We start from the raw sequence: 25510 nt of genomic DNA, 5'->3' as shown, positions 1-25510 counted from the left end.
CTTCTGGGCGATGGCCGCAGATGTCAGGCAGCGTTGAGGAGGCCGACGCGTCGTCGCAGATAAATCATCGTCAGGGGCCTCCTCTCGAATATCACTTGCCGCAGTAAAGGCTAGGAGGTCAGGGGTTCAGACGTCAACACCTTCGGGGCATTTTCACAATGAAGTGTGGGCGCGCCCGCTTTGAACTCCGCAGGCCGACAGATGGGCCGGACTTTGCTGCAGAGTCGGATAGGGTTGGCGGTCGTGGAAGCCTTGCAGTTGTTGCCCGCCGTCGACGTCCAGAACGGCCAAGCCGTCCAGTTGGTCCAGGGGGTGGCCGGCACCCAGAAGGAGTTCGGCGATCCCCTCGCCGCCGCGATGCGCTGGCAGTCGCAGGGCGCCGAGTGGATCCACCTGGTGGACCTCGACGCCGCGTTCGGGCGCGGCTCGAACGCCGACCTCCTGCGTGGGATCATCTCGGACCTGGACGTGCAGGTGGAGCTCTCCGGCGGCATCCGTGACGACGCCTCCCTCACCCGGGCGCTGGAGACGGGGTGCCGAAGGGTCAACATCGGCACAGCCGCGCTCGAGCAGCCCGAGTGGTGCGAGCGCATCATCGCCGAGCACGGCGACCGGATCGCCATCGGTCTCGACGTGCGTGGGGAGAACCTCGCCGCCCGGGGCTGGACGCGCGAGGGTGGCCCCTGGCAGGAGACGCTGGACAGGCTCTCGGCGGCGGGTTGTGAGCGGTTCGTGGTCACCGACGTCAACTCCGACGGCATGCTGACGGGGCCGAACCTCGACCTGCTGCGTGCGGTGTGCGCCCGAACGTCCGCGGCGGTGATCGCCTCCGGCGGAATCTCTTCCCTGGAGGACCTGCGGCGACTCCGGGAACTGGTGCCCGTCGGGGTGGAGGGCGCGATCATCGGAACCGCCCTCTACCTGGGCAACTTCTCCCTGCCCGAGGCCCTCGACGTCGCCGGGAGACCCTGATGGCACGGGCCCCGATGAACACCTTCGGCGTCCCAGCCACGACCGTCCACACCCCGCCACTGCTCCAGGGCCGGATCGCGGAGTTGCTGGCCGGCAAGAAGATCGTGATGACGGGTGTCACTGGCTTCATCGGCGAGCAGATGCTGTGGAAGTTCCTGGTCGAATGTCCTGACGTGCGCACCGGTGTGCTCGTTCGCAGGAAGGGCTCGGTCACCGCCGAGGAGCGGGTTGCGAGCCTGCTGAAGAAGAAGATCTTCAAGCCGGTGGTGGAAGCCGCCGGATCCGTCGAGGCCCTCATGTCCGCCCGGGTGGAGGTGATCGAGGGAGATCTTCCGAACGTGCCGGAGCTGCCCCGCGACATCGACATCCTCGTCCACTGTGCGGGTGACGTCTCCTTCGACCCGCCAATCGACCAGGCCTTCATGACCAACGTCATCGGCACCAAGGCGCTGCTGGAGCGGTTCCGCGAGTCCTGCAGCGACGCCGATGGGAACCTGGAGCGGGTGCCGTACTACGTGCACATCTCGACGGCGTACACGGCGGGTCGCCGGCGTGGCGCCATCCCCGAGGCTCCCCATGTCCACGACGTGGACTACGAGGAGGAGACCCGGGCGGCGATGGCCATGAAGGAGCACCTCGAGACCCGCTCGCGGACATCGGAGCAGCTGGCCGAGCTCCGCAAGGAGGCCGAACGGCTGCACCGCCGCGCCGGCTACCTGACCACGTCGGAGGACACCGAGCGTCGCCGCCAGGAATGGGTCACGCGGGAGCTGGTGGCCGCGGGTACCGAGCGCGCCAGGTCCCTGGGGTGGACCGACGTCTACACCTTCGCCAAGGCGATGGGGGAGCGCGTCGTGACCGACCTGGGCGGGGACATGCAGGTCTCCATAGTGCGCCCCGCCATCGTCGAATCCTCACTGGTCCATCCGTACCCCGGCTGGATCGAGGGCTTCAAGATGGCCGATCCGCTGATCCTGGCCTACGGCCGTGGCCAGCTGCCCGACGTCCCCGCGTCCCCTGACGCGGTGATCGACATCATCCCGTGTGACTACGTGGTCAACGCCATCGTCGCGGTCTGCGCCACCCAGCCGGAGGTAGGTAGGCCGGAGTTCTACCACTGCAGCTCCGGCGCTAGGAATCCCCTCACCTTCAGGGGCATCTACGAGCACGTCCACAGCTACTTCGAGAAGCATCCCTACACCGAAGGTCAGGGGTCGGTACCGCTTGCCGAGTGGAAGTTCCCCGGCGCGGAACCGATCGAGCGGCTGCTCTGGTTCGCCGAGAAGGGCGTGGCCGCCGGCAACAAGCTGCTGAGTTTCGCACCCCGTGGCAAGCGGGTGCGGGCTGCGGCGACGGCGCTGGACCGGACCTCCAAGCAACTGGACTTCTTCAACAAGTACCTGAGCCTCTACGGCGAGTACCTGCAGTCGGAGGTGCACTTCGTCGACGACTGCACGCTGGCGCTCCACAACTCGCTCCACCCCGACGACGTGGCCTCTTTCGGATTCGACTCCGGGACGGTGGACTGGACGCACTACATGGAAGAAGTCCACATCCCCGCCATCACGGATCCGGTACGACGGCTCGAGGCGGCCCGGAAGCGTCGCAGCCAGCGTTCGGCCACCTACAAGGTCCTCAAGCCGTCGCAGAAGGACACGGTGCTCGCCGCCTTCGACCTCGACGGCACGGTGGTGGCCACCAACGTCGTGGAGTCCTACCTGTGGCTCAAGCTGCCCGAGCTGTCCCTCGGGGAGCGCGTCGGGGAGGTCGCCAAGGTCCTGTGGCAGTTGCCCAACTACATCGGCGCGGAACGCAAGGACAGGGGCGTGTTCCTGCGCCAGATCTATCGTCGCTACGCCGGCGCCGACCTCGCGGAGCTGGAGCGCTTCGTCGAGGAGCACCTTTCACCCTTCATCCTCGACCGCACGTCCCCGGAGGCGATCCGCCGGATCCGGGAGCACCGGGAGGCCGGCCACACCACGATCCTCATGACCGGCGTCATCCGCCCGTTGACCCGACCCTTCGAGGGACTCTTCGACATGATCGTCGCGGCAGACCTGGCCACCGACGCCAACGGGATCTGCACGGGATACCTGACGTCGCCCCCCATGGTGGGCGAGTCCCGGGCCGCGTGGCTGAACCACTACGCGGCGCTGCACCAGCTCGACCTCACGAACTCCTTCGCCTACGCCGACAGCCACGTCGACCTGCCGATGCTGAGGGCGGTGGGCAACCCCGTGGCGGTGAATCCCGACGTCGGGCTCATGCGGGCTGCGCGGTCCAGCAGCTGGTCGATCATCGACTGGTCGTCGAACTCCCCCCAGCCCCGCTGGAAGCTTCCCCACCTGAGAGAGGAACGGTAGATGTCTCGTCCCGGTTTTGTTCTAGAGGTCGACGAGCGAACCCCGCCGCTGCTCATGCTCGCGGGTGCGGACCTGCGGTTGGAGCGGCTCGGTCTCGGCACCCAGGTCGCCTACCCGGCGGACCCGGTTGCCTCGGTCGACCCGGTCGGCCTGATCGACGCCGCCCTCGAGTCCCCGGTGGGAGCGGAGTCGCTCCCCAGCCTGCTCGGACCCGCCACCCGTCTGACGATCGTCGTCCGCGACCACCACCGGCCGGAGCCTCGGATGCGCTTCGACGTGCGCCGCAGCATCGTCGAGCGGGTCCTGGAGCATGCGGCGCGCGCCGGCGTCGACGACGTGCAGATCGTGATCGCCACAGGGCTCAACAGACGCTGGAGCGCTCCCGAGATCAGCGCGATCCTCGGGGACAGGGTTGCCACCTCCTTCATCCCCGACGGCCTCATCGGGAGCCACGACGTTTCCTCGGCAGACCTCGTCGAGGTCGGCCAGGTGGGTGGGCTGCCGGTGAAGCTCAACAAGCGGGTGGCAGAGTCCGACGTCGTGGTGAGCGTGGGCGTCGTCCACGACCATTCGCAGGGCTGCGACTTCGCACTCGGCCTCACCGACGTCGAGACGATCAACAGGTTGGACGGCCTCGGACGTGACGAGGCGACCAGCCGGGAGATAGTGGACCTGGTCGGCTCGGCCGTGCCCGCGTTCGCCGTGACCGCGGTGCTCGGACAGCCGCTGCTGGGCACTTCACTGTCGTTCCTCAACAAGCGCGAGTGGGAGTGGCGACTTCCGGAGCAGCTCGCGTTCGCGGGAGCCAGACAGCTCGGCTCGTTGCTGCCCAAGCAGAGCGCGCAGCGGTTGTTCGGGACGCCCGTGGCGGACTACGCCATCGGTGACATGATCGGCGGGGACCCCACGGCCGTCCGCGAACAGGCGCGCCAGGCCTGGACCGCCGCCAACAGCGTCGCGCTGCCGGGACAGGCGGACGTCCTGGCCATGTCCGTGTGGGGCGGGTCCTTCGACCGTGGCAACCCGGTGGGCTCGCCGCTCAACGCGGCCCGGAACGCGCTTGTCACGCAGGCGGGCAGCCATCTGGGTACCCCGTTGGTCCGCGACGGCGGGGTGGTCGTGGCGCGCCACCCGTTGGCGCGCAACTTCTCGAACCGGACCCAGTCCGCGGCTGCGGACCTGTTCGCCACGGTGCTGCCCGAGACGCTCGACCCTGAAGAGATCGCACAGCGCTTCGAAGAGGGCGCCATGCACGACCCTTGGTACCTGAACCTCTACCGGGAGCACTACGCAGACCATCCGCTGAAGGTCTTCCACACCTGGTACCGGATCAGGGAGGCCACCGCAGGGCTCGGTGACGTCATCTGGGTGGGCGCGGATCGTCACAGCGCCGCACTGATGGGGCACCGTGCGGCCACCACCTTCGCCGACGCACTCGAGATCGCCTCCAACACGGTCGGATCCCATCCCAGCGTCACCCACCTGCACGGTCCCGGCCGGTTGCTGGGGGTGATCACGTGAGCCGACAGCTGGAGTCCTGGGCCCAGAAGTCGAAGCGCAGGTGGAGTCCCAGGGTGACCTGGTTCTCGGACATGCTCGGGTTCGCGGGATCGTTGTTCGGGCTGCGCCACAGGCGACCCGTCGGCGCGCCCCCGCGGAGCCATCAGGAACGGGTGCGCCTGGGCATAGGCGAACTGCGCAAGACCCCCGACCTGCTCGAACTGGTGACCTGGCGGATCGACTACCAGGTGGTCGGTCTTGACGCGCTGGCCGGACTCCAGGCGCCGGTGATCTTCGCGGTCAACGAGGCTGGTGCCCTCGACTGGCAGGTGCTTCGGGCCGTGTTGCCGGCCGGGCTGCGGGCCAGGATCCGCAACCCCAGCAGGGAACTCGCCCGGGGCAACAGCGTGGTCCTGTTCACCGGAAACCCGGTCGTCGAGGGCGAGGTGGGCGAGTTCAGCCCGCTCGCGGCGCAGCTCGGCAGCCAGTACAACGTTCCCATCGTCCCGGTGGCAGTGGTCGGCACCTTCAAGCTCAACGAGGTCCTGGGGCTGGCGCTCAAACACAAGCCGCACGTGTCGGTCCGCTTCGGTTCACCCATCTATGTGCGCGGACGCTCCCTCGAGGAGGCGACGGGGGAGGTGCAGTCGGCCGTCGGGCAGCTGTTCCGGACCGGTGACCTCTCCTGGTGGACGGTGCAGCACGGGCGCGGCTCGAACGCGCCCATCCCGCAGCCCATGCCGCGGTGGCGCAGGCTGTGGGAGCAGACGGCACCTCGGCGGACGCGATCGCGAAGGCGGATCTGGCGCCCGACGACCGTGCGCCGTGGGTAGAGTGGGCACTGCCCGGATGAGAGGCCGCGATGGACCCTTACGTCGACAAGCACCTCAACTGGCGAGCCCTCACAGAGGCTGACCTCGACGAGGTGGCCTCCCTGCGGGACCAGATCGAGGTCCTGGATGATCCTGTCCTGTCCGCGGTGGAGCGGCTGGTCGAGATGGACGTCGCGGACCTGGCTGAGAACGCCGTCGGGGGCTGGGACGACTACGGCAGCCTGCTCGCCTACGGCTGGGACATCCCCGAGGACCGCGACGTACCACAGGTGTACCTGGTGGGCGGTGTCCATCCGACGCATCGCTACATGGGCATCGGACGTTCCCTCCTGCGCTGGCAGGAGGCGCGGGCCATCGAGTGGCGAGACGCTCACCGCCCCGATGATCCGGTCTGGCTCGGATGTTACGTGGACCACGCGCAGACGGGCCTCGGGAAGTTGCTGGAGCGCATGGGGTTCGAGCAGGAGCGCTACTTCTACGACATGCACCGCGCCCTGAAGAACCTGCCTGGTGACCTGTTCGTGGAGGGTGTCGAGATCCGTCCCTTCGACGAGAGCCAGGCGGCTGCGCTGCTGGACCTGCACAACCTCTGCTTCGGTGACCCGCTCGGCACCAGGCGGGTGGCGGCCGAGGGTTGGCACGAGTCCCTCCACCGGGAGAGCTTCCGGCCGAACTGGTCCTGGGTCGCGTTCTGCGACGGCGTCCCGGTCGGCTACGCGCTGTCGGGTCTCGACGAGGAGGCGGCGATCGACGGGCTCACCATGGGCTGGACGGACAGGGTGGGGGTGCACCCGGACTACCGCGGCCGGGGCATCGCGGTGGCGCTCCTGCAACGCACCTTGGTGGCGATGGCCTCCGATGGCTGCGACGGCGCCGGGATCGGGGTGGACACCACTGACCCGGCGAGCCCGGGCATGCTCACGCAGTCGCTCGGGTACGAGGCGCGTGACGGTCTGGTCCTGATGAGCAAGGTGGTGCCGCCGCAGGCTGCCTGAGTTGGGTAGGGTGGGGGCCGCAATCCACACGTTTCAACTGATCTAGGCAGGTCGCATGAGCGGGCACTCCAAATGGGCCACGACGAAGCACAAGAAGGCGGTCATCGACGCCAAGCGCGGCAAGCTGTTCGCCAAGCTGATCAAGAACGTCGAGGTCGCCGCGCGGCTCGGCGGTGGTGACCCCGGTGGGAACCCCACCCTCTACGACGCGATCCAGAAGGCTAAGAAGTCCTCGGTCCCCAACGACAACATCGACCGCGCCGTCAAGCGGGGCTCGGGTGCAGAGTCAGGGGGTTCCGACTACGAGACCATCATGTACGAGGCCTACGGACCCGCGGGGGTGGCCATCCTCATCGAGTGCCTGACCGACAACCGCAACCGTTCCGCCTCCGACGTCCGCGTCGCGGTGACGCGCAACGGCGGGACCATGGCCGACGTCGGCTCGGTCCAGCGCCTCTTCTCCCGCAAGGGGGTCGTCGTCGTCCCGAAGAAGCAGGACAAGGCGGAGGTGACCGAGGACGCACTGCTGGAGGCCGCGCTGGATGCCGGGCTGGAAGAGGTCAGCGACGCCGACGACTCCTGGGAGGCCATCTCGGATCCGAACGACGTCGTCGAGGTGCGCCGGGCCATCGAGGCTGCGGGGCTGGACTACGACTCCTCCGAGGTGCAGTTCGTGCCCTCCTTCGGCCAGGTGGTCGACTCGGTCGACGTCGCAGAGAAGGTGATGCGGATCGTGGACGCACTCGAGGACTCCGACGACGTGCAGAACGTCTACGACAACGTTGAACTGAGCCCCGAGGTGCAGGCCCAGCTCGCCAGCGATGACTGACCCCGGCTGGGGTGCCAGCGTGTCGCCGGTGGATCCGGCGGGGATCCGTTAGGATCCGAACTGGTGTTCGAAGGGGTGTTGGCATGCGAGTGCTCGGTATCGATCCTGGCCTGACCAGGTGCGGGGTGGGCATCATCGACGGTCAGGTGGGCCGGCAGCCCACCCTCGTTGCCGTGGGCGTGGTCCGCACCGACGCCGGCAAGGACGTGGCCAGCCGGCTCATGGAGATCGAGGCAGGCCTCGAAGCCTGGCTGGAGGAGTACCGTCCTGACGTCGTCGCCGTCGAACGCGTGTTCGCGCAGCACAACCTGGGCACCGTCATCGGCACCGCCCAGGCTTCGGGCGTCGCCGCCCTGGTGGGGGCCCGCCGGGGGCTGCCGGTGGCCTTTCACACCCCCAGCGAGGTCAAGGCCGCGGTCACCGGTTCCGGGCGGGCCGACAAGCAGCAGGTGGGTGCCATGGTTCTGAGGATCCTCCGGCTGGACCAGGTGCCCAGGCCGGCCGACGCCGCCGACGCACTCGCGCTCGCGGTGTGCCATCTCTGGCGCGGGGGCAACAGCAACAGGTACGCCGCTGCGGTGGCGCAGGCGAAGGGGATGCGATGATCGCTCAGCTCACGGGGACCGTCCTGCAGGCCGGAGCGACGTCGACGGTCCTGGACGTCGGGGGCATCGGCTACCTCGTCCAGACCACGCCCTCCACGGCTGCGGCGATGCGTCCGGGCGAGCGCGCAGTAGTCCACACCTCCTTGGTGGTCCGGGAGGACTCCCTCACGCTCTACGGGTTCCAGGACTCGGGGGAGCGTGACGCCTTTGAGCTCGTGCAGTCCGCCTCCGGTGTCGGTCCCCGGCTCGCCGCCGCCATCGTCTCGGTGCTGAGCCCCGCCGACATCCGGCGGGCCGTCCTCTCCGAGGACCTGGCGCGGCTCTGCACGGTGCCGGGGATCGGGCGCAAGGGCGCGCAGAAGCTCGTGATCGAACTGAAGGACAAGGTCCTCCTGCTCTCCGACGGCGCCGGCGTCGGCTCGGACGCCCCGCCAGTGCAGGCTGGCGGGCAACTGTGGCGCGAGCAGGTGAGCGACGGGCTGCAGAGCCTCGGCTGGTCCGCCCGGGACGCCGCCGCGGCGTGCGACAACGTGGCCCACCTCGTGGACGAGGACCCGGATCTCGCCATCGGGACGCTGATGCGGGCAGCCCTGAACTCGCTGGCGCGCCGGTGAGCGGCCAGATGGAGCACTCGGAAGTGGACCCGCTGGCCCACCCGGAGGACTCGGAGTTCGAGTCGGCCCTGCGCCCGAAGCGACTCGCAGACTTCCACGGCCAGCCCAGGGTGCGGGACCAGCTGGGGCTGGTGCTGGAGGCCGCGCGGCACCGGGGCACCAGCCCGGACCACGTCCTCCTGTCGGGCCCACCCGGCCTGGGCAAGACCACGCTGGCGATGATCATGGCGGCGGAGCTGGACTCCAACCTGCGGATCTCGTCGGGCCCGGCGATCACGCACGCGGGGGACCTGGCCGCGATCCTGACCGGCCTTGAGGCCGGCGACGTGCTCTTCCTCGATGAGATCCACCGGCTGGCCCGTCCTGCCGAGGAACTGCTCTACCTTGCCATGGAGGACTTCCGGGTGGACGTGGTGGTGGGCAAGGGCCCCGGAGCCACCGCCATCCCAATCGAGTTGCCCCCGTTCACCCTCGTGGGAGCCACGACGCGCGCCGGTCTGCTTCCCGGCCCGTTGCGGGACCGGTTCGGTTTCACCGCACAGCTGGACTTCTACGCCGCGAAGGACCTGGGCGGGATCGTGCGGACGTCGGCGCGCAAGCTGGGCGTCCAGATCCTGCCCGCGGCTGCCGACGAGATCGCCGGTCGCTCGCGTGGGACGCCCCGAATCGCCAACCGGCTCCTGCGCCGGGTTCGCGACTACGCCCAGGTCGGGGGCCACGACGTCGTCGCGCTGACCGAGGCCAGACAGGCTCTGGAACTGTACGAGGTGGACGCGCTGGGACTGGACCGGCTGGACCGCGCGGTCCTGAAGTCCCTGTGCGGTCTGTTCGCCGGCGGCCCCGTGGGCCTCTCCACGCTGGCGCTGAGCGTCGGGGAAGAGGTTGAGACGGTCTCGGAGGTGGCCGAGCCGTTCCTGATCCGCGAGGGGCTCATGATGAGGACCTCCCGCGGCCGCGTCGCCACTGCTGCAGGCTGGCGGCACGTCGGGATGGCACCCCCCGCGGGTTCGGCACCCTCGCTCTTCGACGACGGGCAGTGAAACCAGATATGGGTTTCAAGTTGCTTGGGCTATTGTGAACGACGGCAACCTGCACGTCCCAGTGAAGGAACACAATGGAACTCGTCCTTATGATCGTCGCGTTCGGCGCGATCATGTACTTCATGATGATCCGCCCGCAGCAGAAGCGGATGAAGGAACACCAGGAGCTCATCAACTCCCTTCAGCCGGGGGCCCGCGTACTGCTCACCTCGGGGATGTTCGCCACCATCCGCTACATCGGCGAGCGGCAGGCCATCGTCGAGCTCGCACCGGGGACGGAGGTGACGGTCCTGAAGGGCAACGTCGCACGTGTCCTGACCACCGACGAGGAGGAGTTCGAGTTCAGCGACGAGGTCGAGTCCGACTCCGACGAGCTCGAGGACTACAGCGCAGAGGGCCTGGAGCCACACCATTTCTCCGGTGAGGAGACTCCTGACGTCTTCGACCCCCGTCCGGAGGCCGCCGACGGCGCCATCGCCCCCGAGACGCCCGGTCCTGACGAAACCCGCAAGAACGACAACTGATCACTTGCACCATTTGTTGGTGCCCTGAGGAGATCGACGCAAAACTGTGGCCACAAGTTCCCGCAAGCCCCGCCCTGGCGTAACGCTAACGGCGTTCCTGGTCGTCATAGGCCTCATGTACACCCTGATGGCCGCAACCAGCACCTGGGCCCCCAAGCTCGGTCTGGACCTGCAGGGTGGCATGACCATCACGCTCACCGCGACCAACCAGTCGGTGCCGGCCCAGTCCCTGGAGACGGCCAAGAACATCATGCAGCAGCGCGTCGACGGCCTCGGCGTCGGCGAGGCCTCGGTCGCGACGTCGGGTGATCGCAACATCATCGTGTCGGCGCCCAACGTCCAGCGCGACGACCTCGTCGAGCTCGTGGGCGCCACCGCGCAACTCGCCTTCCGGCCGGTGCTGGCGGTGGCTCAGGCCACTGGCGCGGCTCCGCCGGCGGAGGAGGAAGGGCCGGGACTGCCCACCGCACCTCCTGACCCCGCAACCGAGGGGGAGGGGGAGCGACTGGAAATGTCCGAGGTGCTCTCCTACACCCCCAGCGGGGAGGACACGGCGGCGTTCAACGCTTACGAGTGCGGGGCTGAGACGCCCGACAAGCTGGACCAGCCGCTCTTCGCCTGCGACAGCAGCATGACCCAGAAGTACCTGCTCGGCCCGGTGGCCATCGCTGGCGAACAGGTGACCGATGCCTCCTCCGGCATCCCGCCGCAGGACGTGCAGTACGTCGTCACGCTCGACTTCAATGATGAGGGCGCCCGGCAGATGTCGGAACTGACCGGGGCGCTGCTGCCCAAGAGCGAACCACTCAACATGTTCGCCATCGTCCTCGACGGCGTCGTGGAGTCGGCGGCCACCACGAACGCCCACATCACCAACGGCGAGGCGATGATCAGCGGCAACTTCACGGCTGACTCCGCCGCGGCCCTGGCCAACGTGCTCAAGTTCGGCTCGCTGCCGCTGTCCTTCGAGCCCTCACAGGTGGAGAACGTCTCGCCCACGCTGGGTGGTGAACAGCTCCAGGTGGGACTGCTCGCTGGCCTGGTGGGCCTGATCATCGTGCTGCTGTACTGCTTCGTGTACTACCGGGGGCTCGGCATCGTGGTCCTGGGTTCCCTCGCGGTCGCCGCGATCGCCACCTACGCCTCAATGGTGCTGCTGGGGCAGGCCGTGGGCTTCTCCCTGAGCCTGCCAGCCATCGCCGGCGCCATCGTGGCGATCGGCGTGACGGCGGACTCGTTCGTGATCTACTTCGAGAGAATCCGCGACGAGATCCGCGAGGGCCGCAGCCTGCGGTCAGCCATCCAGACCGGCTGGGTGAAGGCGCGCTCCACCATCATCGTCTCCGACCTCGTCCAGCTGCTCTCCGCGACGGTGCTGTTCCTGCTCGCGGTCGGAGGCGTCCAGGGCTTCGCGTTCGCGCTCGGACTCACCACGCTCATAGACCTCGCGGTCTGCTTCTTCTTCACCAAGCCGCTGGTCAGCCTGCTGGGTCGCACGAAGTTCTTCGGCGAGGGCCACCCGCTGTCCGGACTGGACGCCGCCCACATGGGCGTCACGCGTGACTCCCTCCTCGGGCGCCGCATCCGTCGCACCAATGTCTTGAAGGAGGCGTGATGTCGGGCCCGAAGCAAGGACTGGCGCACCGGCTCTACACCGGCCAGGTATCCATCGACTTCATCAAGAAGCAGCGCGTCTGGTACATCATCTCCGGCGTCATGCTGGCGATCGCCATCCTGGCGCTGATCTTCCGCGGCCTGTCGCTGGGAATCGAGTTCCGCGGCGGAACTGACTTCCAGGCGCCGATGCAGGTGACCTCGGAGACCATCGACGACGTCCGCCAGTCAGTGGAGGAGTTCGAGGTGCAGGACCTGCAGGCCCAGGTCTTCGCGCTGGGTGACTCCGCCGTCCGGATCCAGACCCGCTCGCTGAACCCGGAGGAGACCACGTCGGTCCGGGGTGCCATCGCGGACCTGGCCGGGGTCAGCCCGGAGGACGTCACCTACAACGCCATCGGCGCCTCGTGGGGCCAGCAGGTCTCCCAGCAGGCGGGGATCGCGCTGGTGGTCTTCATCGTGCTCGTCATGGCGCTGATCTGGGCTTGGTTCCGGGACCTGAAGATGTCGATCGCCGCTGTGATCGCCCTCGCCCACGACGTGATCATCACGCTGGGCGTCTATGCCCTGGTCGGATTCACGGTCACCCCCGCGACGCTCATCGGCGTGCTCACAATCCTGGGATACTCCCTCTACGACACGGTGGTCGTCTTCGACAAGATCAAGGAGAACATCACCGGGCTGAAGGAATCCCGCGACACCTATTCGGACCGTGCGAACCTGGCCATCAACCAGGTCGTGATCCGGTCGATCAACACGAGCATCATCGGCGTGCTGCCAGTCGCGGCGCTCCTCGTCGGCGGCCTGAGCCTCGCCAGCGGCCCGCTCCAGGACCTCGGACTTGCGCTGTTCGTCGGCATGATCATCGGTGCCTACTCGTCGCTGTTCATCGCGGCACCCCTGCTGGCGCTGCTCAAGGAGCGCGAGCCCGAGCAGATCGCCCACCGTGAGACGGTCAGGCGGCGGATCGAGCGCGTACAGGCGAAGGAACAGCGTCGGCTGGAGCAGCAGGCCGCCCAAGGAGTCCCCGTCGCTGCTGGGGTTGCCAGTTCCGTGACCCCGGCGTCGGTGGCGTCGGCCTCCACCGCACCGCGCAAACCTCGCCGGAGCCACACCACGCGCGCCGAGCGGAAGAAGAGTTGACCGACTCGGGTCGGAGCGCCAGGCAGGCGGTGGTTGCCAGCCTGATCCGTGACGTTCCCGACTTCCCGAAGCCCGGGGTGGTGTTCAAGGACATCACCCCCCTTCTGGCTTCGCCCGAGGGCTTCCGGGACGCGGTGACGGAGATCATCGACTCGGCTCCCGGGGACATCGACGTCGTCGTCGGCATGGAGGCCCGAGGGTTCATTTTCGCGGCACCCGTCGCGCTCGCGCTCGGCGCCGGGTTCGTGCCGGTGCGCAAGCCCGGAAAGCTTCCGGGGGAGGTGCTGACCGAGTCCTTCGAACTGGAGTACGGCACGGAGGCACTCAGCGTCCACGCCGACGCCATCCTTCCGCACGCTCGTGTTCTCGTCGTCGACGACGTGCTCGCGACTGGCGGCACCGTCGGCGCCACCGCCGCCCTGCTCAAGAGGCTGGGTGCCGAACTCGTCCATGTCAGTGTCGTGGTCGAGCTCGCCTCGCTCGGAGGCAGGCAACGCCTGCTTGAGCGTGGCATCGACAGCTGCAGCGCGATCCTGACAGTCTGAGACCATGGCGAAGCTCAGGCAGGCAGGGTCGCGTGGCATCCACGCCACTGTAAGCATGCCCCGTCCCACCGTTCCGCCCTTCGTGGAACTGGCCCGGCGGGCCGTCATGGCGTTCTCGCTGTTGTTGTTCAGCACGCTCCTGGTCTGGGTCGACCGCGACGCCTACGCCGACAACGTGAACGGCGACGGGGTCAGCTTCATCGACGCGTTGTACTACTCGACGGTCACCATGACCACCACGGGGTATGGCGACATCACGCCCGTCGAGGCCCATGCCCGGCTCCTCAACGCCATCATCGTCACGCCCATGCGTATCGGATTCCTGGTGTTGCTGGTCGGCACCACGATCGAGGTGCTCGCCAACCAGGGCAGCCGGATCATCAGGGACCAGCAGTGGAGGAAGAGAATGCGCAACCACGTCGTCGTAATCGGCTACGGCACCAAGGGCCGCAGCGCTGTCAACACGATGCGCCGCCACGGCGTCCCGGTGGAGAAGATCGTCGTCATCGACGGCAGTTCCATCGCCGTGGAGGACGCCAACCTCGACGGCCTGGCCGCGTTCCAGGGCGACGGCACGCGACGCCAGCTCCTTCGGCGGGCTGAGATCTCCAAGGCCAAGGAGGTCATCATCTGCCTGGACCGGGACGACGCGGCCATCCTCACCACCCTCACTGTGAGGCAGCTCAACCCGTCGGCGGGCATCGTGGTGTCGGTGCGGGAGCACGAGAACGTACCTCTGGTCCGGCAGTCCGGTGCCACATCCGTCGTGACGTCCGCGGACACCGTCGGACGGCTGATGGGCCTGTCCGCAGTGGGGCCGGACCTCGGCTCGATAATCCAGGACCTGCTGACCAGCGGCACGGGACTCGAGGTCAACCAGCGCCAGGCCACGCCTGACGAGGTCGGCAAGAATCCCGCATCCTTCACGACGGAGCGCGTGATCGGGCTGGTCCGCAACGACACGCTGCGCCGGTTCTACGACCCTACGGCCGCCCGCATCGAGGCCGGGGACGAGTTGATCGTGGTCCGCAAGGGGGCCGGCCGCCTCGATGGCAAGCGCGAGCGCGAGGAGTAGTTCGACGGAGGTGCGTACAATTCCCTCCATCGAGGAAGATCGGAGGTGAACCATGGCCGAACCCAGGACTGAGCCGGGAACAGAGCAGGGTGTGCTGCGGCGGTTGACCTCGCCGGAACAGCCGCGCATGCGGATGCGCCACCGACTGGCCAGGCTCGGCGCGGTCCGCTCAAAGTCCGCGGTCCTCGATCCCTTGTTCAAGATCATCCGCACGAGTCATCCCAAGGCCGACCTCGACGTCATCGAGCGCGCCTACCGGGTGGCCGAGCACCATCATTCCGGTCAGAAGCGCAAGTCCGGCGATCCCTACATCACCCACCCGCTGGCCGTGGCCACGATCCTGGCTGAACTCGGCATGACCGAGCCCGTCATCGTGGCGGCCCTGCTCCATGACACCGTGGAGGACACCGAGTACTCGCTGGACCAGTTGCGGGAGGACTTCTCCGACGAAGTCGCGCGCATGGTCGACGGAGTCACCAAGCTGGACAAGGTCACCTACGGGGAGACGGCGAAGGCCGAGACCATCCGCAAGATGATCATGGCGACCAGCGAAGAGGTCCGGGTCCTGGTCATCAAGCTGGCAGACCGGCTCCACAACATGCGCACACTCGGCTTCCTGCCGCAGGACAAGCAGGTCCGAATCGCCACCGAGACGCTGAACATCTTCGCTCCGCTGGCCCACCGGCTGGGCATGAACACCATCAAGTGGGAACTGGAGGACCTGTCCTTCGCCGCCATCGAGCCGAAGGTGTTCAACGAGATCGCCGCCATGGTGACCGCGCAGGCGCCCGGCAGGGAGAAGTACCTGCGGGAACTCATCGCGCAGTTCCAGCAACTGATGGCGGAGAACAAGATCAAGGCCACCGTCTACGGCCGGCCGAAGCACTACTACTCGATCTACCAGAAGATGATGGTCCGTGGCCGTGACTTCAAGGACATCTACGACCTGATCGGCCTGCGCATCCTGGTCGAGGACGTGCGGGACTGCTACGCGGTGCTCGGCGTCGCGCACTCGGCGTGGAAACCCATTCCGGGCCGGTTCAAGGACTACATCGCCAACCCCAAGTTCAACATGTACCAGTCGCTGCACACGACGGTGCTGGGCGCCCGCAACGAGCCCGTCGAACTGCAGATCCGGACCCATGAGATGCACCGTCGTGCCGAATACGGTGTGGCGGCGCACTGGAAGTACAAGGCCGACCTGCGCGACGGCGTCACCCCGGAGGCTGCGGGCCTGCGGGCCATGCACCAGCTCGGTGTGATGAGCAAGGAGACCGAGGACCCGGGGGAGTTCCTGGACTCGGTCCTGTTCGAGATCAACTCCGACGAGATCTACGTCTTCACGCCGAAGGGCGAGGTGATGGCCCTGCCCACCGGCGCGACGCCCGTCGACTTCGCGTTCGCAGTGCACACCGAGGTGGGATACCGGTGCATCGGTGCCCGCGTGAACGGTCGTCTGGTCGCATTGTCAACGCCGCTTGCGCAGGGCGACAAGGTGGAGGTCCTGACGTCCAAGAGCCCCAATGCCGGGCCGAGCCGCGACTGGCTTGACTTTGTCGTCTCCAGCCGCGCGCGCCAGAAGATCAGGCAGTACTTTTCGCGCGAGCGCCGCGACGAGGCGATGGACACCGGCAAGGAGATGCTGGCCAAGCAACTGCGCCGCACCGGGCTTCCGATGCAGCGGCTGCTGACGCTGGAGAACCTGACGGCGGTCGCGAACGAACTGAGGCAGACCGATGTCCCCAATCTCTACCAGGCCATCGGGGAGGGGCACGTCAGTGCGCAGTCGGTCGTCGAACACCTGATCTCACTGCACGGCGGGGAGGACGAGGCCGTCGACACCGTCACCGAGGACGTGGTCGTCAAGCAGCGTGCCCGCCCGGACGCCTCCGGGGACGTGCGGATCCTCGTCGAGGGGGATCCCTCCATGGTGGTGAAGCTCGCCAAGTGCTGTTACCCGATGCCGGGCGACGAGATCATCGGCTTCGTCACCCGCGGCGACGGCGTCTCGGTGCACCGCGAGGACTGCACCAACGTCCCGGCGCTGCGAGAGCAGCCCGAGCGGCTCATCGGGGTGTCCTGGTCGGCCAGCACCAGCGGCTCGTTCCTGGTGACCATCCAGGTGGAGGGGATCGACCGCGCAAGGATGCTCTCCGACGTGAGCGCTGCATTCTCGGAGCAGCACATCGACATCATCTCGGCGAGCATCTCGACGAACAAGAACCGGCAGTTCATCGGACGGATCACCTTCGAGGCCCCGGACCCGACGCACCTGGGCCACGTCTTGAAGCAGGTACGTCAGGTGCCGGGCGTCTACGACGTCTACCGGATCTGATCGGATCTGGATCCGGGTGTCACATCGGGGTGCCCCGCGACGTATACCGGTTGTGAATGCAGCAAACGAGGAGCGGTTCCGGGACCTCTACGAGAGGACTTCCCGCAACGTCTACGCCTACCTGCGGCGCCACGCCGACCCGGACGTGGCGGAATCCGTGCTGGCGGAGACCTACGTCAAGGCGTGGCGACACCTGGGGGAGCTCAGCGGCGAACCAATCGGGTGGTTGATCGCGACCGCCCGCAACACCCTGCTGGACCACCACCGTTCGGCGCGCCGCCATGACCAGCTCACCGACGCGCTCTTCTCCGCGGCCCGGGACACCCAGTGGGAGACCCCCGAGTCCGCGGCCCTCACCCGTCACATGCTCCTCGACGCCCTCCGGCAACTGAGCGAGGCCGATCGCGAGGCACTCCTTCTGGTCGGGTGGGACGGTCTCGACCACGCCGCCGCGGCCCGGGTCATGAATTGTTCGGCAAACGCATTCACGAAGCGGCTCGAACGAGCCCGTCGGCGGCTCACCCAACTCGTCGCCCCATCCGTCGAGGCGCCCTTCCTGCGCCCGGTCCCGAAAGAGGTTTGAAATGCACGAACTCAGATCAATCCGCCCCACCGATGACGCCATCGACGCGGAGTTCACCCCCGCCCGGCGAAGGGCCGTCCTCGACGAGGTGCTGGCTGCCCGCCCCGTGTCGCCGCGCCGCACCTGGATCCCCATGGCGGTGGCGGCCACCGCGGGCGTCGCCGCCCTGGCCCTGGGGCTCCAGGCACTTTCGCCGGGGCAGCAGGACGTCACCACCGTCCCCGCCGTCGCGTCGACACAGCCAAGCGGGACCCCGTTCGATCCGGGCTCGGAGCAGCCCACCACCGTCGCGCCGCTCGAGCGCGGGGTGGTGGTGGCCGCCGTCCAGCTGGAGCCGGTGGCGGTGGCGGCGGGTGCCGGCCCGGCGCAGGCACAGGGTGCCTACCTGCATGTGGTCACCGTCTCCGAGCAGGATGGTGAGGTCACCGAACGAGACGGGTACGTCGACGCCGAAGGCTGGTCCTGGGTGCGTCAGGCCGGGGTGGGATCCTTCTGGGCGGTGTTCCCCCCGCTGTTGGGAACCGGGCAGGAGTGGCCGACGGACCCCGTGGCGCTGGACGCGCTGCTCCGCGCGGGTACCGGCAACAACAGCGAGGACGAGCGAGTGTTCAAGGGCGTCCACGAGATCCTGATGTCCGACTCCGCGGGGCCGGAACTGCGGGCCGCCGCCATCCGAGTACTGCAGAACCTGTCGGAGAACCCCCAGGAACCGACCACCGGTAAGGAGGGCATCCTCGCCACCCCGCAGACGGTCGTCAGCCGGGTCGCCCTGCCCGACGGCGGCACCGGCCACCGCGTCTCCTTCACCGACCCGACGTCGCGGCCCGGCATGGAGCACACGCTCGTGCTGGACGGCGAGGGGTGGATCGTGGAATCGGGTTCGACTGGCCTGGCCCCTGCGATGATCCCGGCCGACGAGGTCGGGACCAAGCCCGCCACGCCGCAGGGCACCAGCACCTTCCGCAGCGTCGTCGTGACGCGGGAATGGGTGGACGTGCTCCCCTCGGACTTCGTCGAGGTCCTCGGCACGGAGCGGGTCGCCCAGGAGATCGAGGGCTGAGGCCCATCACAGAAAAGAAGCGCTCGTGGCCGCAGGCCACGAGCGCTTCTGCGTGCTCAGGCGTTGAACTCCGCGAGCGTCTCCTGGGCCTGGTCCAGCCATGACTGGTAGGTCTCCAGGGACTTGACCGTGTCCTTGGCCTTGCGGGAGTCCCCCTTGGCCTCGGCGTCGGCGAGGTCAGCCTTCAGCTTGTCGACCTGGGACTGGAAGAGCGCGACGGTGTCGGCGGCCCGCTGACGGGCTTCGGGGTCCGTGCGGCGCCATTCCTCGGCCTCGAGCTCTGCCACCTTCTCACTGATGGTGCGCACGCGCGCGTCCAGATCTCTCATCGCCTTGCGAGGGACGTGACCCACTGCGCTGAGCTTCTCGAGGAAGTCGCGGTGGATGGACTTGGCCTGCTCGACGTCGGTGACGCCTTCGAGATCCTTCTCCACCTGCTCCACGAGCGTGGTCTTTGCTGCCAGGTTCTCCGACTCCTCGCCGTCGACCGCCTGCTGCGCGTTGGTGCGGGCATCGAAGAAGCGGTCCTGGATTGCCCGGAACCGTGCCCAGAGAGCGTCGTCGTCGCTGCGGCGCGCCGAGCCCGCAGCCTTCCAGCGGGCCATCAGGTCCCGGAAGGCCCCGGCCGTGGCGCCCCAGTCCGTGGATTCGGCCAGCGGCTCCGCCTCGGCGATGATCTGCTCCTTGACCGACTTGGCCTCGTCGCGGTGCGAGTTGACCTCGGTGAAGTGGGACTTGCGCCGGCGCGTGTACTGCGTGCGGGCGGACGAGAACCGGCGCCACAGCTCGTTGTCGGTGGCGCGGTCGATGCGTGGGAGGGCCTTCCACTCCTCCAGCAGCGTCCGGAACCGATCCACGCCACCGCGCCAGTCGTTGCCGGTGGACAGGGCCTCGGCCTCGTCGACCATGGCCTGCTTGGCGGCGATGGTGGCGGCGTTCTGTTCCGCCCGGGCAGCCTTGCGGGCCTCGATCTGCGCCGGCAGCAGCTCCTCGAGCTTCTCCAGCTGCGCGGTCAGCGCGGCCAGGTCGCCGACGGCGTTGGCCTCGGCCACGTTCGTCTTCAGGGTGTCGATGGCCTTGCGCGCGTCCTCGGGTGACATGGCCTGCGCCTCGACGCGCGAGCCCAGCAGCTTGACCTCTGCGGCGAGGTTCTCGTAGCGGCGGGTGTAGAACCCAAGAGCTTCTTCGGGGGTGGCGTCGGGAACCTGTCCGACGCTTCGTTCGGTGCCACCCACTGTGACGTAGACCGTGCCGTCCGGATCGACGCGACCGAAGTCCTGGGGCGCTTGCGTTTCACTCATGCGCCCAAATCTAGCTGGAATGAGTCACCACGTCGCATCGAAACCAGATCCGGGTAGGCTGAGGCCGAACAGCGTCGAATCCCTTAAGGTCACCTTCACCAATGGCACGTCCCAAGCCGATCTCCGGCTTCCCCGAGTACCTCCCCGCCGGCCGGTTTGTTGAGACCCAGGTGCTGCGCACCGTCTCCGAGACCTTCGAGCTCCACGGCTTCGCACCCATCGAGACCCGCGCTGTCGAGCCACTCGAGCAGCTTTCCCGAAAGGGCGAGATCGACAAGGAGATCTACGTGGTCCGGCGGCTGCACGCCGCCGAGGGCGAGGCCGACGAACTGGGCCTGCACTTCGACCTCACCGTGCCGTTCGCCCGCTACGTCCTCGAGAACGCCGGGCACCTCGCGTTCCCGTTCCGCCGCTACCAGATCCAGAAGGTCTGGCGCGGCGAGCGTCCCCAGGAGGGCCGCTACCGCGAGTTCACTCAGGCCGACATCGACATCGTCGGTCAGGACTCCCTGGCCGCCCACCACGACGTCGAGATCCCGTTGGTGGCGCTCGACGTGTTCGAGAAGCTGCACAAGGGCATGGGGCTGGCACCCGTCAGCCTGCGCGTCAACAACCGCAAGCTGCTCGAGGGGTTCTACCGCGGGCTGGGCATCACCGAGACCGCTCCGGTCCTGCAGCGGGTGGACAAGTACGACAAGATCGGTCCCGCGGCGGTCTCCGAGCTGCTGACCGCGGAACTCGGGCTCAGCAACGCCCAGGCCGACGCGTGCGTCGCGCTGGCCGGGATCAGCTCCAGTGACGAGTCCTTCGTCGACGACGTGCGCGCCCTCGGCGTCGAGGACGACCTCCTCACCACCGGCCTGGATGAGCTGGCGGCGCTCGTGCGCGTGGCCGGCCGTGCCGTGCCGGACCGGGTGGTGGCCGACCTCAAGATCGCACGGGGGCTGGACTACTACACGGGCACGGTGTACGAGACGCTGCTGACGGGTTCAGAGAAGCTCGGCTCGGTCGCCTCGGGTGGCCGCTACGACTCGCTCGCCACCGACGGCAGGACCACCTTCCCCGGAGTCGGCTACTCCTTCGGGATCACCCGCATCCTTGCCCCCCTCATCGGAAAGGGCGCACTCGGAGCTTCGAGGTCCGTGCCGTCGGCGGTGCTGGTGGCCGTCGACAACGAGGAGACCCGCGAGGAGGCCATCGCCGTGGCCGCGGCCATCCGGGCGCGCGGCATCGCCGTCGAGGTGGCACCGAAGGCGGACAAGTTCGGGAAGCAGATCCGCTACGCCGAGCGTCGGGGGATCCCGTTCGTCTGGTTCGGGGCGGATTCAGTGAAGGACATTCGCAGCGGCGAGCAGGTCTCAGCCGATCCCGCCCACTGGGAACCACCCGCAGCGGACCTTGGCGTCACCGTCGTCCCGGGCTGACTAGTTCCGTCGCTTCTCCCGCAGATGGGGCGGGGGCGACGTCCCGTCGGGTTCGACCAGGTACTCACGTCCCAGCGGTGATCTCCACGTGAGGTGGCCGAAGCTGGTCCTCATCAGCTGCCAGGCTCCGACGGTCTTGGCCCTGTGGACCAACCGGCTGAGCGGGCGAAGTCCATCGACGGCGGTCTGTCGGGAGTGCCTCCGCTGGATCCGCCAGGAGGCCAAGCGCGCTGGCCAGGCGTTCGTCCCGAGAGCGTTCGTCGCCGGCGGAGCCGAACGCACAGGCCAGGTCACCCAGCGTCTGTTCCAGTCGTCTGGCGTCCAGTGCCTCGACTGAGGCGTACATGTGCGTTGTGCCAGCGTCGGGATGCCCGAAGTGGACTCCGCGACCGTGCTGCGCGAGTTCCTCTCGCTCCTGCTGGAGTGCGGGATCTGCCTGCGCGACGAGGCCTCGTGCGAGCCGTTTCATCCGCTGGAAGGAGATCCTGCCAGCCCTGCGGGCGAGTTGGACGTCCACCCACTGCGCGGCCTCAAGCGCGAGCGCGCTCGTCAGCTCGGTGAGCTTCACCGCCTGCCAGCGAGGGATGAGACCCCTGCAGAACGCATCCCACAGGTGCGGATGCCGGTGTTTGAGGTTGAGGACGTCCGCCACGAGAAGGAGCGCAGAGCGGCGAGACAACCCGAGCGCTGCCCCGAGTTCCAGGCCAAGGAACTCGGAGACGGCAGGTGTGCCGTCATCTCCGGGGTGGACGGACTTCTCCACCAAGGCCTCGACGAGCGTGTCCACCCCTACCGAGTACGTCTCGGCAAGTTCGGCAACGGCGATGGATTCCCGGATCTCCGCGATGCGGATGGTCTCACGGGCACGCTCCACCTGGGCCAGCGCCTCGTTCGCGACCTGCTTCCTGTCCATGTGCCCACGATGTCACCCACCACTGACAAACAGCCCTCCGGGTCTTCGCCTGAGGGGTGTCGCGACGTTCGTGGTATCCGGGGGTGGGCGATAGCATGTGGGGTCGTGGGCTGCACCGTCGATGCAGTCCTCCCAGAAAGGAATAGCTCCATGCAGCGCACCCACAAGGCCGGAGAGCTCAGAGCCTCCAACACCGGCGAAACCGTAGTACTGAGTGGTTGGGTCGGCAAGCGCCGTGACCACGGCGGCGTCGCCTTCATCGATCTGCGCGACGCCTCGGGCGTGGCCCAGGTGGTCGTCCGCGACGAGGTGCTTGAGTCCTCCGGTGCCCACGACCTCCGCAACGAGTACTGCATCCAGGTCACCGGCGTCGTCGAGACCCGGCCCGAGGGCAACGCGAACCCGGACCTCCCCACCGGCGAGATCGAGGTGGCAATCAGCGAACTCAAGGTGCTCAACACCTCCGCGCCGCTGCCGTTCCAGATCGACGAGCGGGTGGAGGTGGGCGAGGAGGCCCGCCTGAAGTATCGCTACCTGGACCTGCGCCGTCCCGCGCCGGCAGCTGCCCTGAAACTGCGCTCGGCCGTGAACCGGGCCGCCCGCAAGGTCCTTGACGCGCGTGACTTCGTGGAGATCGAGACCCCCACGCTGACCCGTTCCACCCCCGAGGGTGCCCGCGACTTCCTGGTGCCCGCGCGGTTGTCGCCGGGCTCCTGGTACGCGCTGCCGCAGTCCCCGCAGTTGTTCAAGCAGTTGCTGATGGTGGCCGGCATGGAGCGCTACTACCAGATCGCCCGCTGCTACCGCGACGAGGACTTCCGCGCCGACCGCCAGCCCGAGTTCACGCAACTCGACATCGAGATGAGCTTCGTGGACCAGGACGACGTCATCGAGCTGGGCGAGGAGATCATCAAGGAGGTCTGGGCGTTGAAGGGCCACCAGTTGCAGACCCCCTTCCCGCGCATCACCTTCGCCGACTCCATGGACCGCTACGGGTCGGACAAGCCCGACCTCCGCTTCGACCTGGAGATCACCGAACTCACCGACCTGTTCGCCGACACCTCGTTTCGTGTCTTCCAGGCGCCCTACGTCGGCGCAGTGGTGATGCCGGGCGGCGGCTCACAGCCGCGTCGCCAGTTCGACGCCTGGCAGGAATGGGCCAAGCAGCGAGGCGCGAAGGGTCTGGCCTACGTGACCGTCTCGGAGACCGGTGAGCTGGGTGGCCCCGTCGCCAAGAACCTCTCCGACGCGGAGCTCGCGGCGCTGCCGGAGCGCACCGGCGCCAAGCCGGGGGACTGCATCTTCTTCGCCGCCGGTGCGCGGACCGCGTCGCAGAACCTGCTGGGCGCCGCCCGGGGCGAGATCGGCCGCCGCTGCGGACTGATCGACGAGAGTGCGTGGAGCTTCCTGTGGGTGGTCGACGCCCCACTGTTCAAGCCCACCAACGAAGCCGTGGAGGAGGGCGACGTCGCTGTGGGGGAAGGCGCCTGGACTGCGGTCCACCACGCCTTCACGTCCCCGAAGCCCGAGTGGCTCGACAACTTCGACGCCGACCCCGGGAACGCGCTGGCCTACGCCTACGACATCGTGTGCAACGGCAACGAGATCGGCGGGGGCTCAATCCGTATCCACCGCCGCGACGTGCAGGAGCGGGTCTTCAAGATCATGGGCATCGGGCAGGAGGAGGCGCAGGAGAAGTTCGGCTTCCTCCTCGACGCCTTCGCCTACGGCGCGCCGCCGCACGGTGGCATCGCATTTGGCTGGGACCGCATCGTGGCCCTGCTGAGCAAGTCGGACTCCATCCGCGACGTCATCGCGTTCCCGAAGTCGGGCGGCGGCTACGACCCGCTCACCCAAGCGCCGGCCCCGATCACGCCCCAGCAGCGCAAGGAAGCCGGAATCGACTTCAAGCCCAAGGCCGCCGAGACCGCGGCGAAGGACAAGCCGGACGCGAAGCACGGCGAGTCGGCGGACCCCATCCAGGTCCCCTGACCCGGATCAGTCGAGCTGGACCTGGAGTCTCCAGGGCCGAACGACGGTCCACAGGGCCAGCACGGCCAGCAGTGCGCAGATGAGCATGCCGGCGGCCATCGGCACGGCGCTCGTCATCGGGAAGCTTCCGATCACGGGCCCGACGATGGCCGCCAGGCCCATGTTGAGCGCGCCCATCAGCGAGGCCGCCGTGCCGGAGTCGCGCCGGTGGTGCTGCAGCGCGATCACCTGGCAACTGGGCATGGAGGACCCGAAGCCGAAGGTGTAGGCGAACATCGCAGGCACCAGGGCCCAAGGGCTCTCCGCCGTCGCACCGATCCCGAGCAGCACAGCCGCCGCCAGCACCATCACTCCGGTCCCCATCACCAGGGTCCACTGCGGACCGAACCGGTTGGCCAGACGGCTTCCGGACTGCACCCCGATGAACACGCCCACCGAGCACAGCGCGAAGATCAGGCCGAACCCGCCCTCGGAAAGGTTGAACGTCTCCTGGAACAGGACCGAGGAACTGGAGACGTAGGAGAACAGGCCGGAGAAGGCCAGCGCTGAGGTGAGCCAGACGCCCACGAAGGTCCGGTCCCCGAGCACGCGCGCATAGGCTCCCCGCAGCTCGCCCACCCCGCCACGCGTGCGTTCATGGGGCGGGCGGGTCTCGAGGATCAGCACGAACACCAGCGTGACGACGAAGGCGCCGTAGACAGCCAGCACCCAGAACACCCCTCTCCAGTCCAGCAGGACCACGAGCCAGCTCCCGACGACGGGCGCGATGATGGGTGCCAGGCCGGAGACCAGCGCGAGCCGGGAGAGCATGATCACCAGCCGCCGGCCGCTGAAGAGGTCGCGCGCCATGGCCATGGCGACGACAGCACCACCGGCGGCGGCAAATCCCTGGAGCGCCCGCATCCCGGTCAGGAACGCCACGTTCGGGGCGATCGCCACCAGCACCGAGGACAGGACGTGGATAACCGTCATCCCCACGAGCGGGACCCTGCGGCCCAACCGGTCACTCAGGGGCCCGATCAACAGCTGGCCGACGGAGAACCCGATCACGGTGGCCGACAGCGTCAGCTGCACCTGCGGGTCGTTGATGCCGAGATCAGCCTTGAGGCTGGGGAACGCGGGCAGGTAGAGGTCGATGGTGAACGGACCGAGGCCGGTGAGGAGGCCGAGGGTGAGGACGATGGCGATACGCCGGCGACTGCTGTAGCGGTCCCCGAGATTGACTTCCACGATGCTCCAGAACTGGTGCG

At 68.0% G+C, this 25510-nt stretch carries 22 protein-coding genes; 19 read left to right on the top strand and 3 right to left on the bottom strand.

Features of this window, described 5'->3' with window-relative positions; genetic code table 11:
• Positions 1-201 precede the first annotated feature (201 nt).
• The 17 genes from priA to LKO27_RS06125 all read left to right on the top strand — a co-directional run bounded on the left by priA (position 202) and on the right by LKO27_RS06125 (position 18630).
• Positions 202-972, top strand: a complete 771-nt coding sequence (priA, locus tag LKO27_RS06205; protein ID WP_227736199.1) for a bifunctional 1-(5-phosphoribosyl)-5-((5-phosphoribosylamino)methylideneamino)imidazole-4-carboxamide isomerase/phosphoribosylanthranilate isomerase PriA — start codon at positions 202-204, stop codon at positions 970-972.
• Positions 972-3335: an HAD-IB family hydrolase gene (locus LKO27_RS06200; protein WP_227736197.1), complete on the top strand. Its 2364-nt coding sequence runs from the start codon at positions 972-974 to the stop codon at positions 3333-3335. Before priA ends, LKO27_RS06200 begins: the two co-directional genes overlap by 1 nt.
• Complete coding sequence (locus LKO27_RS06195) at positions 3336-4856, top strand: lactate racemase domain-containing protein (protein WP_227736195.1); 1521 nt, start codon at positions 3336-3338, stop codon at positions 4854-4856.
• Positions 4853-5668, top strand: coding sequence for a hypothetical protein (locus LKO27_RS06190; protein ID WP_227736193.1), 816 nt, complete (start codon positions 4853-4855; stop codon positions 5666-5668). The genes LKO27_RS06195 and LKO27_RS06190 overlap by 4 nt, the downstream gene beginning before the upstream one ends.
• A gap of 29 nt (positions 5669-5697) precedes the next feature.
• Positions 5698-6663 (top strand): GNAT family N-acetyltransferase, encoded by a 966-nt coding sequence (locus LKO27_RS06185; RefSeq protein WP_227736191.1) that lies wholly within the window; start codon positions 5698-5700, stop codon positions 6661-6663.
• A gap of 55 nt (positions 6664-6718) precedes the next feature.
• Positions 6719-7492, top strand: coding sequence for a YebC/PmpR family DNA-binding transcriptional regulator (locus LKO27_RS06180; RefSeq protein WP_227736189.1), 774 nt, complete (start codon positions 6719-6721; stop codon positions 7490-7492).
• An 83-nt stretch (positions 7493-7575) separates the two neighbouring features.
• Positions 7576-8097: a crossover junction endodeoxyribonuclease RuvC gene (gene ruvC / locus LKO27_RS06175; RefSeq protein ID WP_227736187.1), complete on the top strand. Its 522-nt coding sequence runs from the start codon at positions 7576-7578 to the stop codon at positions 8095-8097.
• Positions 8094-8711, top strand: a complete 618-nt coding sequence (gene ruvA, locus LKO27_RS06170) for a Holliday junction branch migration protein RuvA (protein ID WP_227736185.1) — start codon at positions 8094-8096, stop codon at positions 8709-8711. The genes ruvC and ruvA overlap by 4 nt, the downstream gene beginning before the upstream one ends.
• Before the next feature lie 8 nt (positions 8712-8719).
• Positions 8720-9751, top strand: coding sequence for a Holliday junction branch migration DNA helicase RuvB (ruvB, locus tag LKO27_RS06165; protein WP_227737231.1), 1032 nt, complete (start codon positions 8720-8722; stop codon positions 9749-9751).
• A 74-nt stretch (positions 9752-9825) separates the two neighbouring features.
• Positions 9826-10275, top strand: a complete 450-nt coding sequence (gene yajC, locus LKO27_RS06160; RefSeq protein WP_227736183.1) for a preprotein translocase subunit YajC — start codon at positions 9826-9828, stop codon at positions 10273-10275.
• A gap of 115 nt (positions 10276-10390) precedes the next feature.
• The gene (secD, locus tag LKO27_RS06155) at positions 10391-11890 is read left to right on the top strand and encodes a protein translocase subunit SecD (protein WP_227736181.1); all 1500 of its coding nucleotides are present in this window, start codon (positions 10391-10393) and stop codon (positions 11888-11890) included.
• Entirely contained in the window at positions 11890-13032 is a 1143-nt protein-coding gene (gene secF, locus LKO27_RS06150; protein WP_227736179.1) for a protein translocase subunit SecF, read from the top strand. Before secD ends, secF begins: the two co-directional genes overlap by 1 nt.
• Positions 13029-13577, top strand: coding sequence for an adenine phosphoribosyltransferase (locus LKO27_RS06145; protein WP_227736177.1), 549 nt, complete (start codon positions 13029-13031; stop codon positions 13575-13577). Before secF ends, LKO27_RS06145 begins: the two co-directional genes overlap by 4 nt.
• A gap of 4 nt (positions 13578-13581) precedes the next feature.
• Positions 13582-14652, top strand: coding sequence for a TrkA family potassium uptake protein (locus tag LKO27_RS06140; protein ID WP_370629949.1), 1071 nt, complete (start codon positions 13582-13584; stop codon positions 14650-14652).
• A gap of 127 nt (positions 14653-14779) precedes the next feature.
• The gene (locus tag LKO27_RS06135; protein ID WP_227737229.1) at positions 14780-16987 is read left to right on the top strand and encodes a bifunctional (p)ppGpp synthetase/guanosine-3',5'-bis(diphosphate) 3'-pyrophosphohydrolase; all 2208 of its coding nucleotides are present in this window, start codon (positions 14780-14782) and stop codon (positions 16985-16987) included.
• A gap of 52 nt (positions 16988-17039) precedes the next feature.
• The gene (locus LKO27_RS06130; protein ID WP_227736175.1) at positions 17040-17570 is read left to right on the top strand and encodes an RNA polymerase sigma factor; all 531 of its coding nucleotides are present in this window, start codon (positions 17040-17042) and stop codon (positions 17568-17570) included.
• A gap of 1 nt (position 17571) precedes the next feature.
• Positions 17572-18630 (top strand): hypothetical protein, encoded by a 1059-nt coding sequence (locus tag LKO27_RS06125; RefSeq protein ID WP_227736173.1) that lies wholly within the window; start codon positions 17572-17574, stop codon positions 18628-18630.
• Between the two features lie 56 nt (positions 18631-18686).
• Here the strand turns inward: LKO27_RS06125 and LKO27_RS06120 are convergent, their stop codons facing one another.
• Positions 18687-19931: a DUF349 domain-containing protein gene (locus tag LKO27_RS06120; RefSeq protein ID WP_227736171.1), complete on the bottom strand. Its 1245-nt coding sequence runs from the start codon at positions 19929-19931 to the stop codon at positions 18687-18689.
• A gap of 101 nt (positions 19932-20032) precedes the next feature.
• Here LKO27_RS06120 and hisS point away from each other — a divergent pair, with 101 nt between their 5' ends.
• Entirely contained in the window at positions 20033-21355 is a 1323-nt protein-coding gene (gene hisS, locus LKO27_RS06115) for a histidine--tRNA ligase (RefSeq protein ID WP_227736169.1), read from the top strand.
• 64 nt (positions 21356-21419) lie between these two features.
• Here hisS and LKO27_RS06110 read toward each other — a convergent pair whose 3' ends face one another.
• On the bottom strand, positions 21420-22268 hold the full coding sequence (locus tag LKO27_RS06110; RefSeq protein ID WP_227736168.1) for a DUF222 domain-containing protein: 849 nt from the start codon (positions 22266-22268) through the stop codon (positions 21420-21422).
• 150 nt (positions 22269-22418) lie between these two features.
• On the opposite strand from LKO27_RS06110, the gene aspS reads away from it, so the two are divergent.
• Positions 22419-24260 carry an aspartate--tRNA ligase gene (aspS, locus tag LKO27_RS06105; protein WP_227736167.1) on the top strand — a complete coding sequence of 614 codons (1842 nt, stop codon included), beginning with the start codon at positions 22419-22421 and terminating at the stop codon, positions 24258-24260.
• A 6-nt stretch (positions 24261-24266) separates the two neighbouring features.
• On the opposite strand, the gene LKO27_RS06100 is transcribed toward aspS, so the two are convergent.
• Positions 24267-25490: a multidrug effflux MFS transporter gene (locus LKO27_RS06100; protein ID WP_227736166.1), complete on the bottom strand. Its 1224-nt coding sequence runs from the start codon at positions 25488-25490 to the stop codon at positions 24267-24269.
• Between the last annotated feature and the right edge of the window lie 20 nt (positions 25491-25510).

The sequence above is a fragment of the Tessaracoccus sp. OS52 genome, assembly GCF_020687685.1.
Taxonomy (GTDB): domain Bacteria; phylum Actinomycetota; class Actinomycetes; order Propionibacteriales; family Propionibacteriaceae; genus Arachnia.
This window is presented reverse-complemented; position numbering and strand designations above follow the sequence as displayed.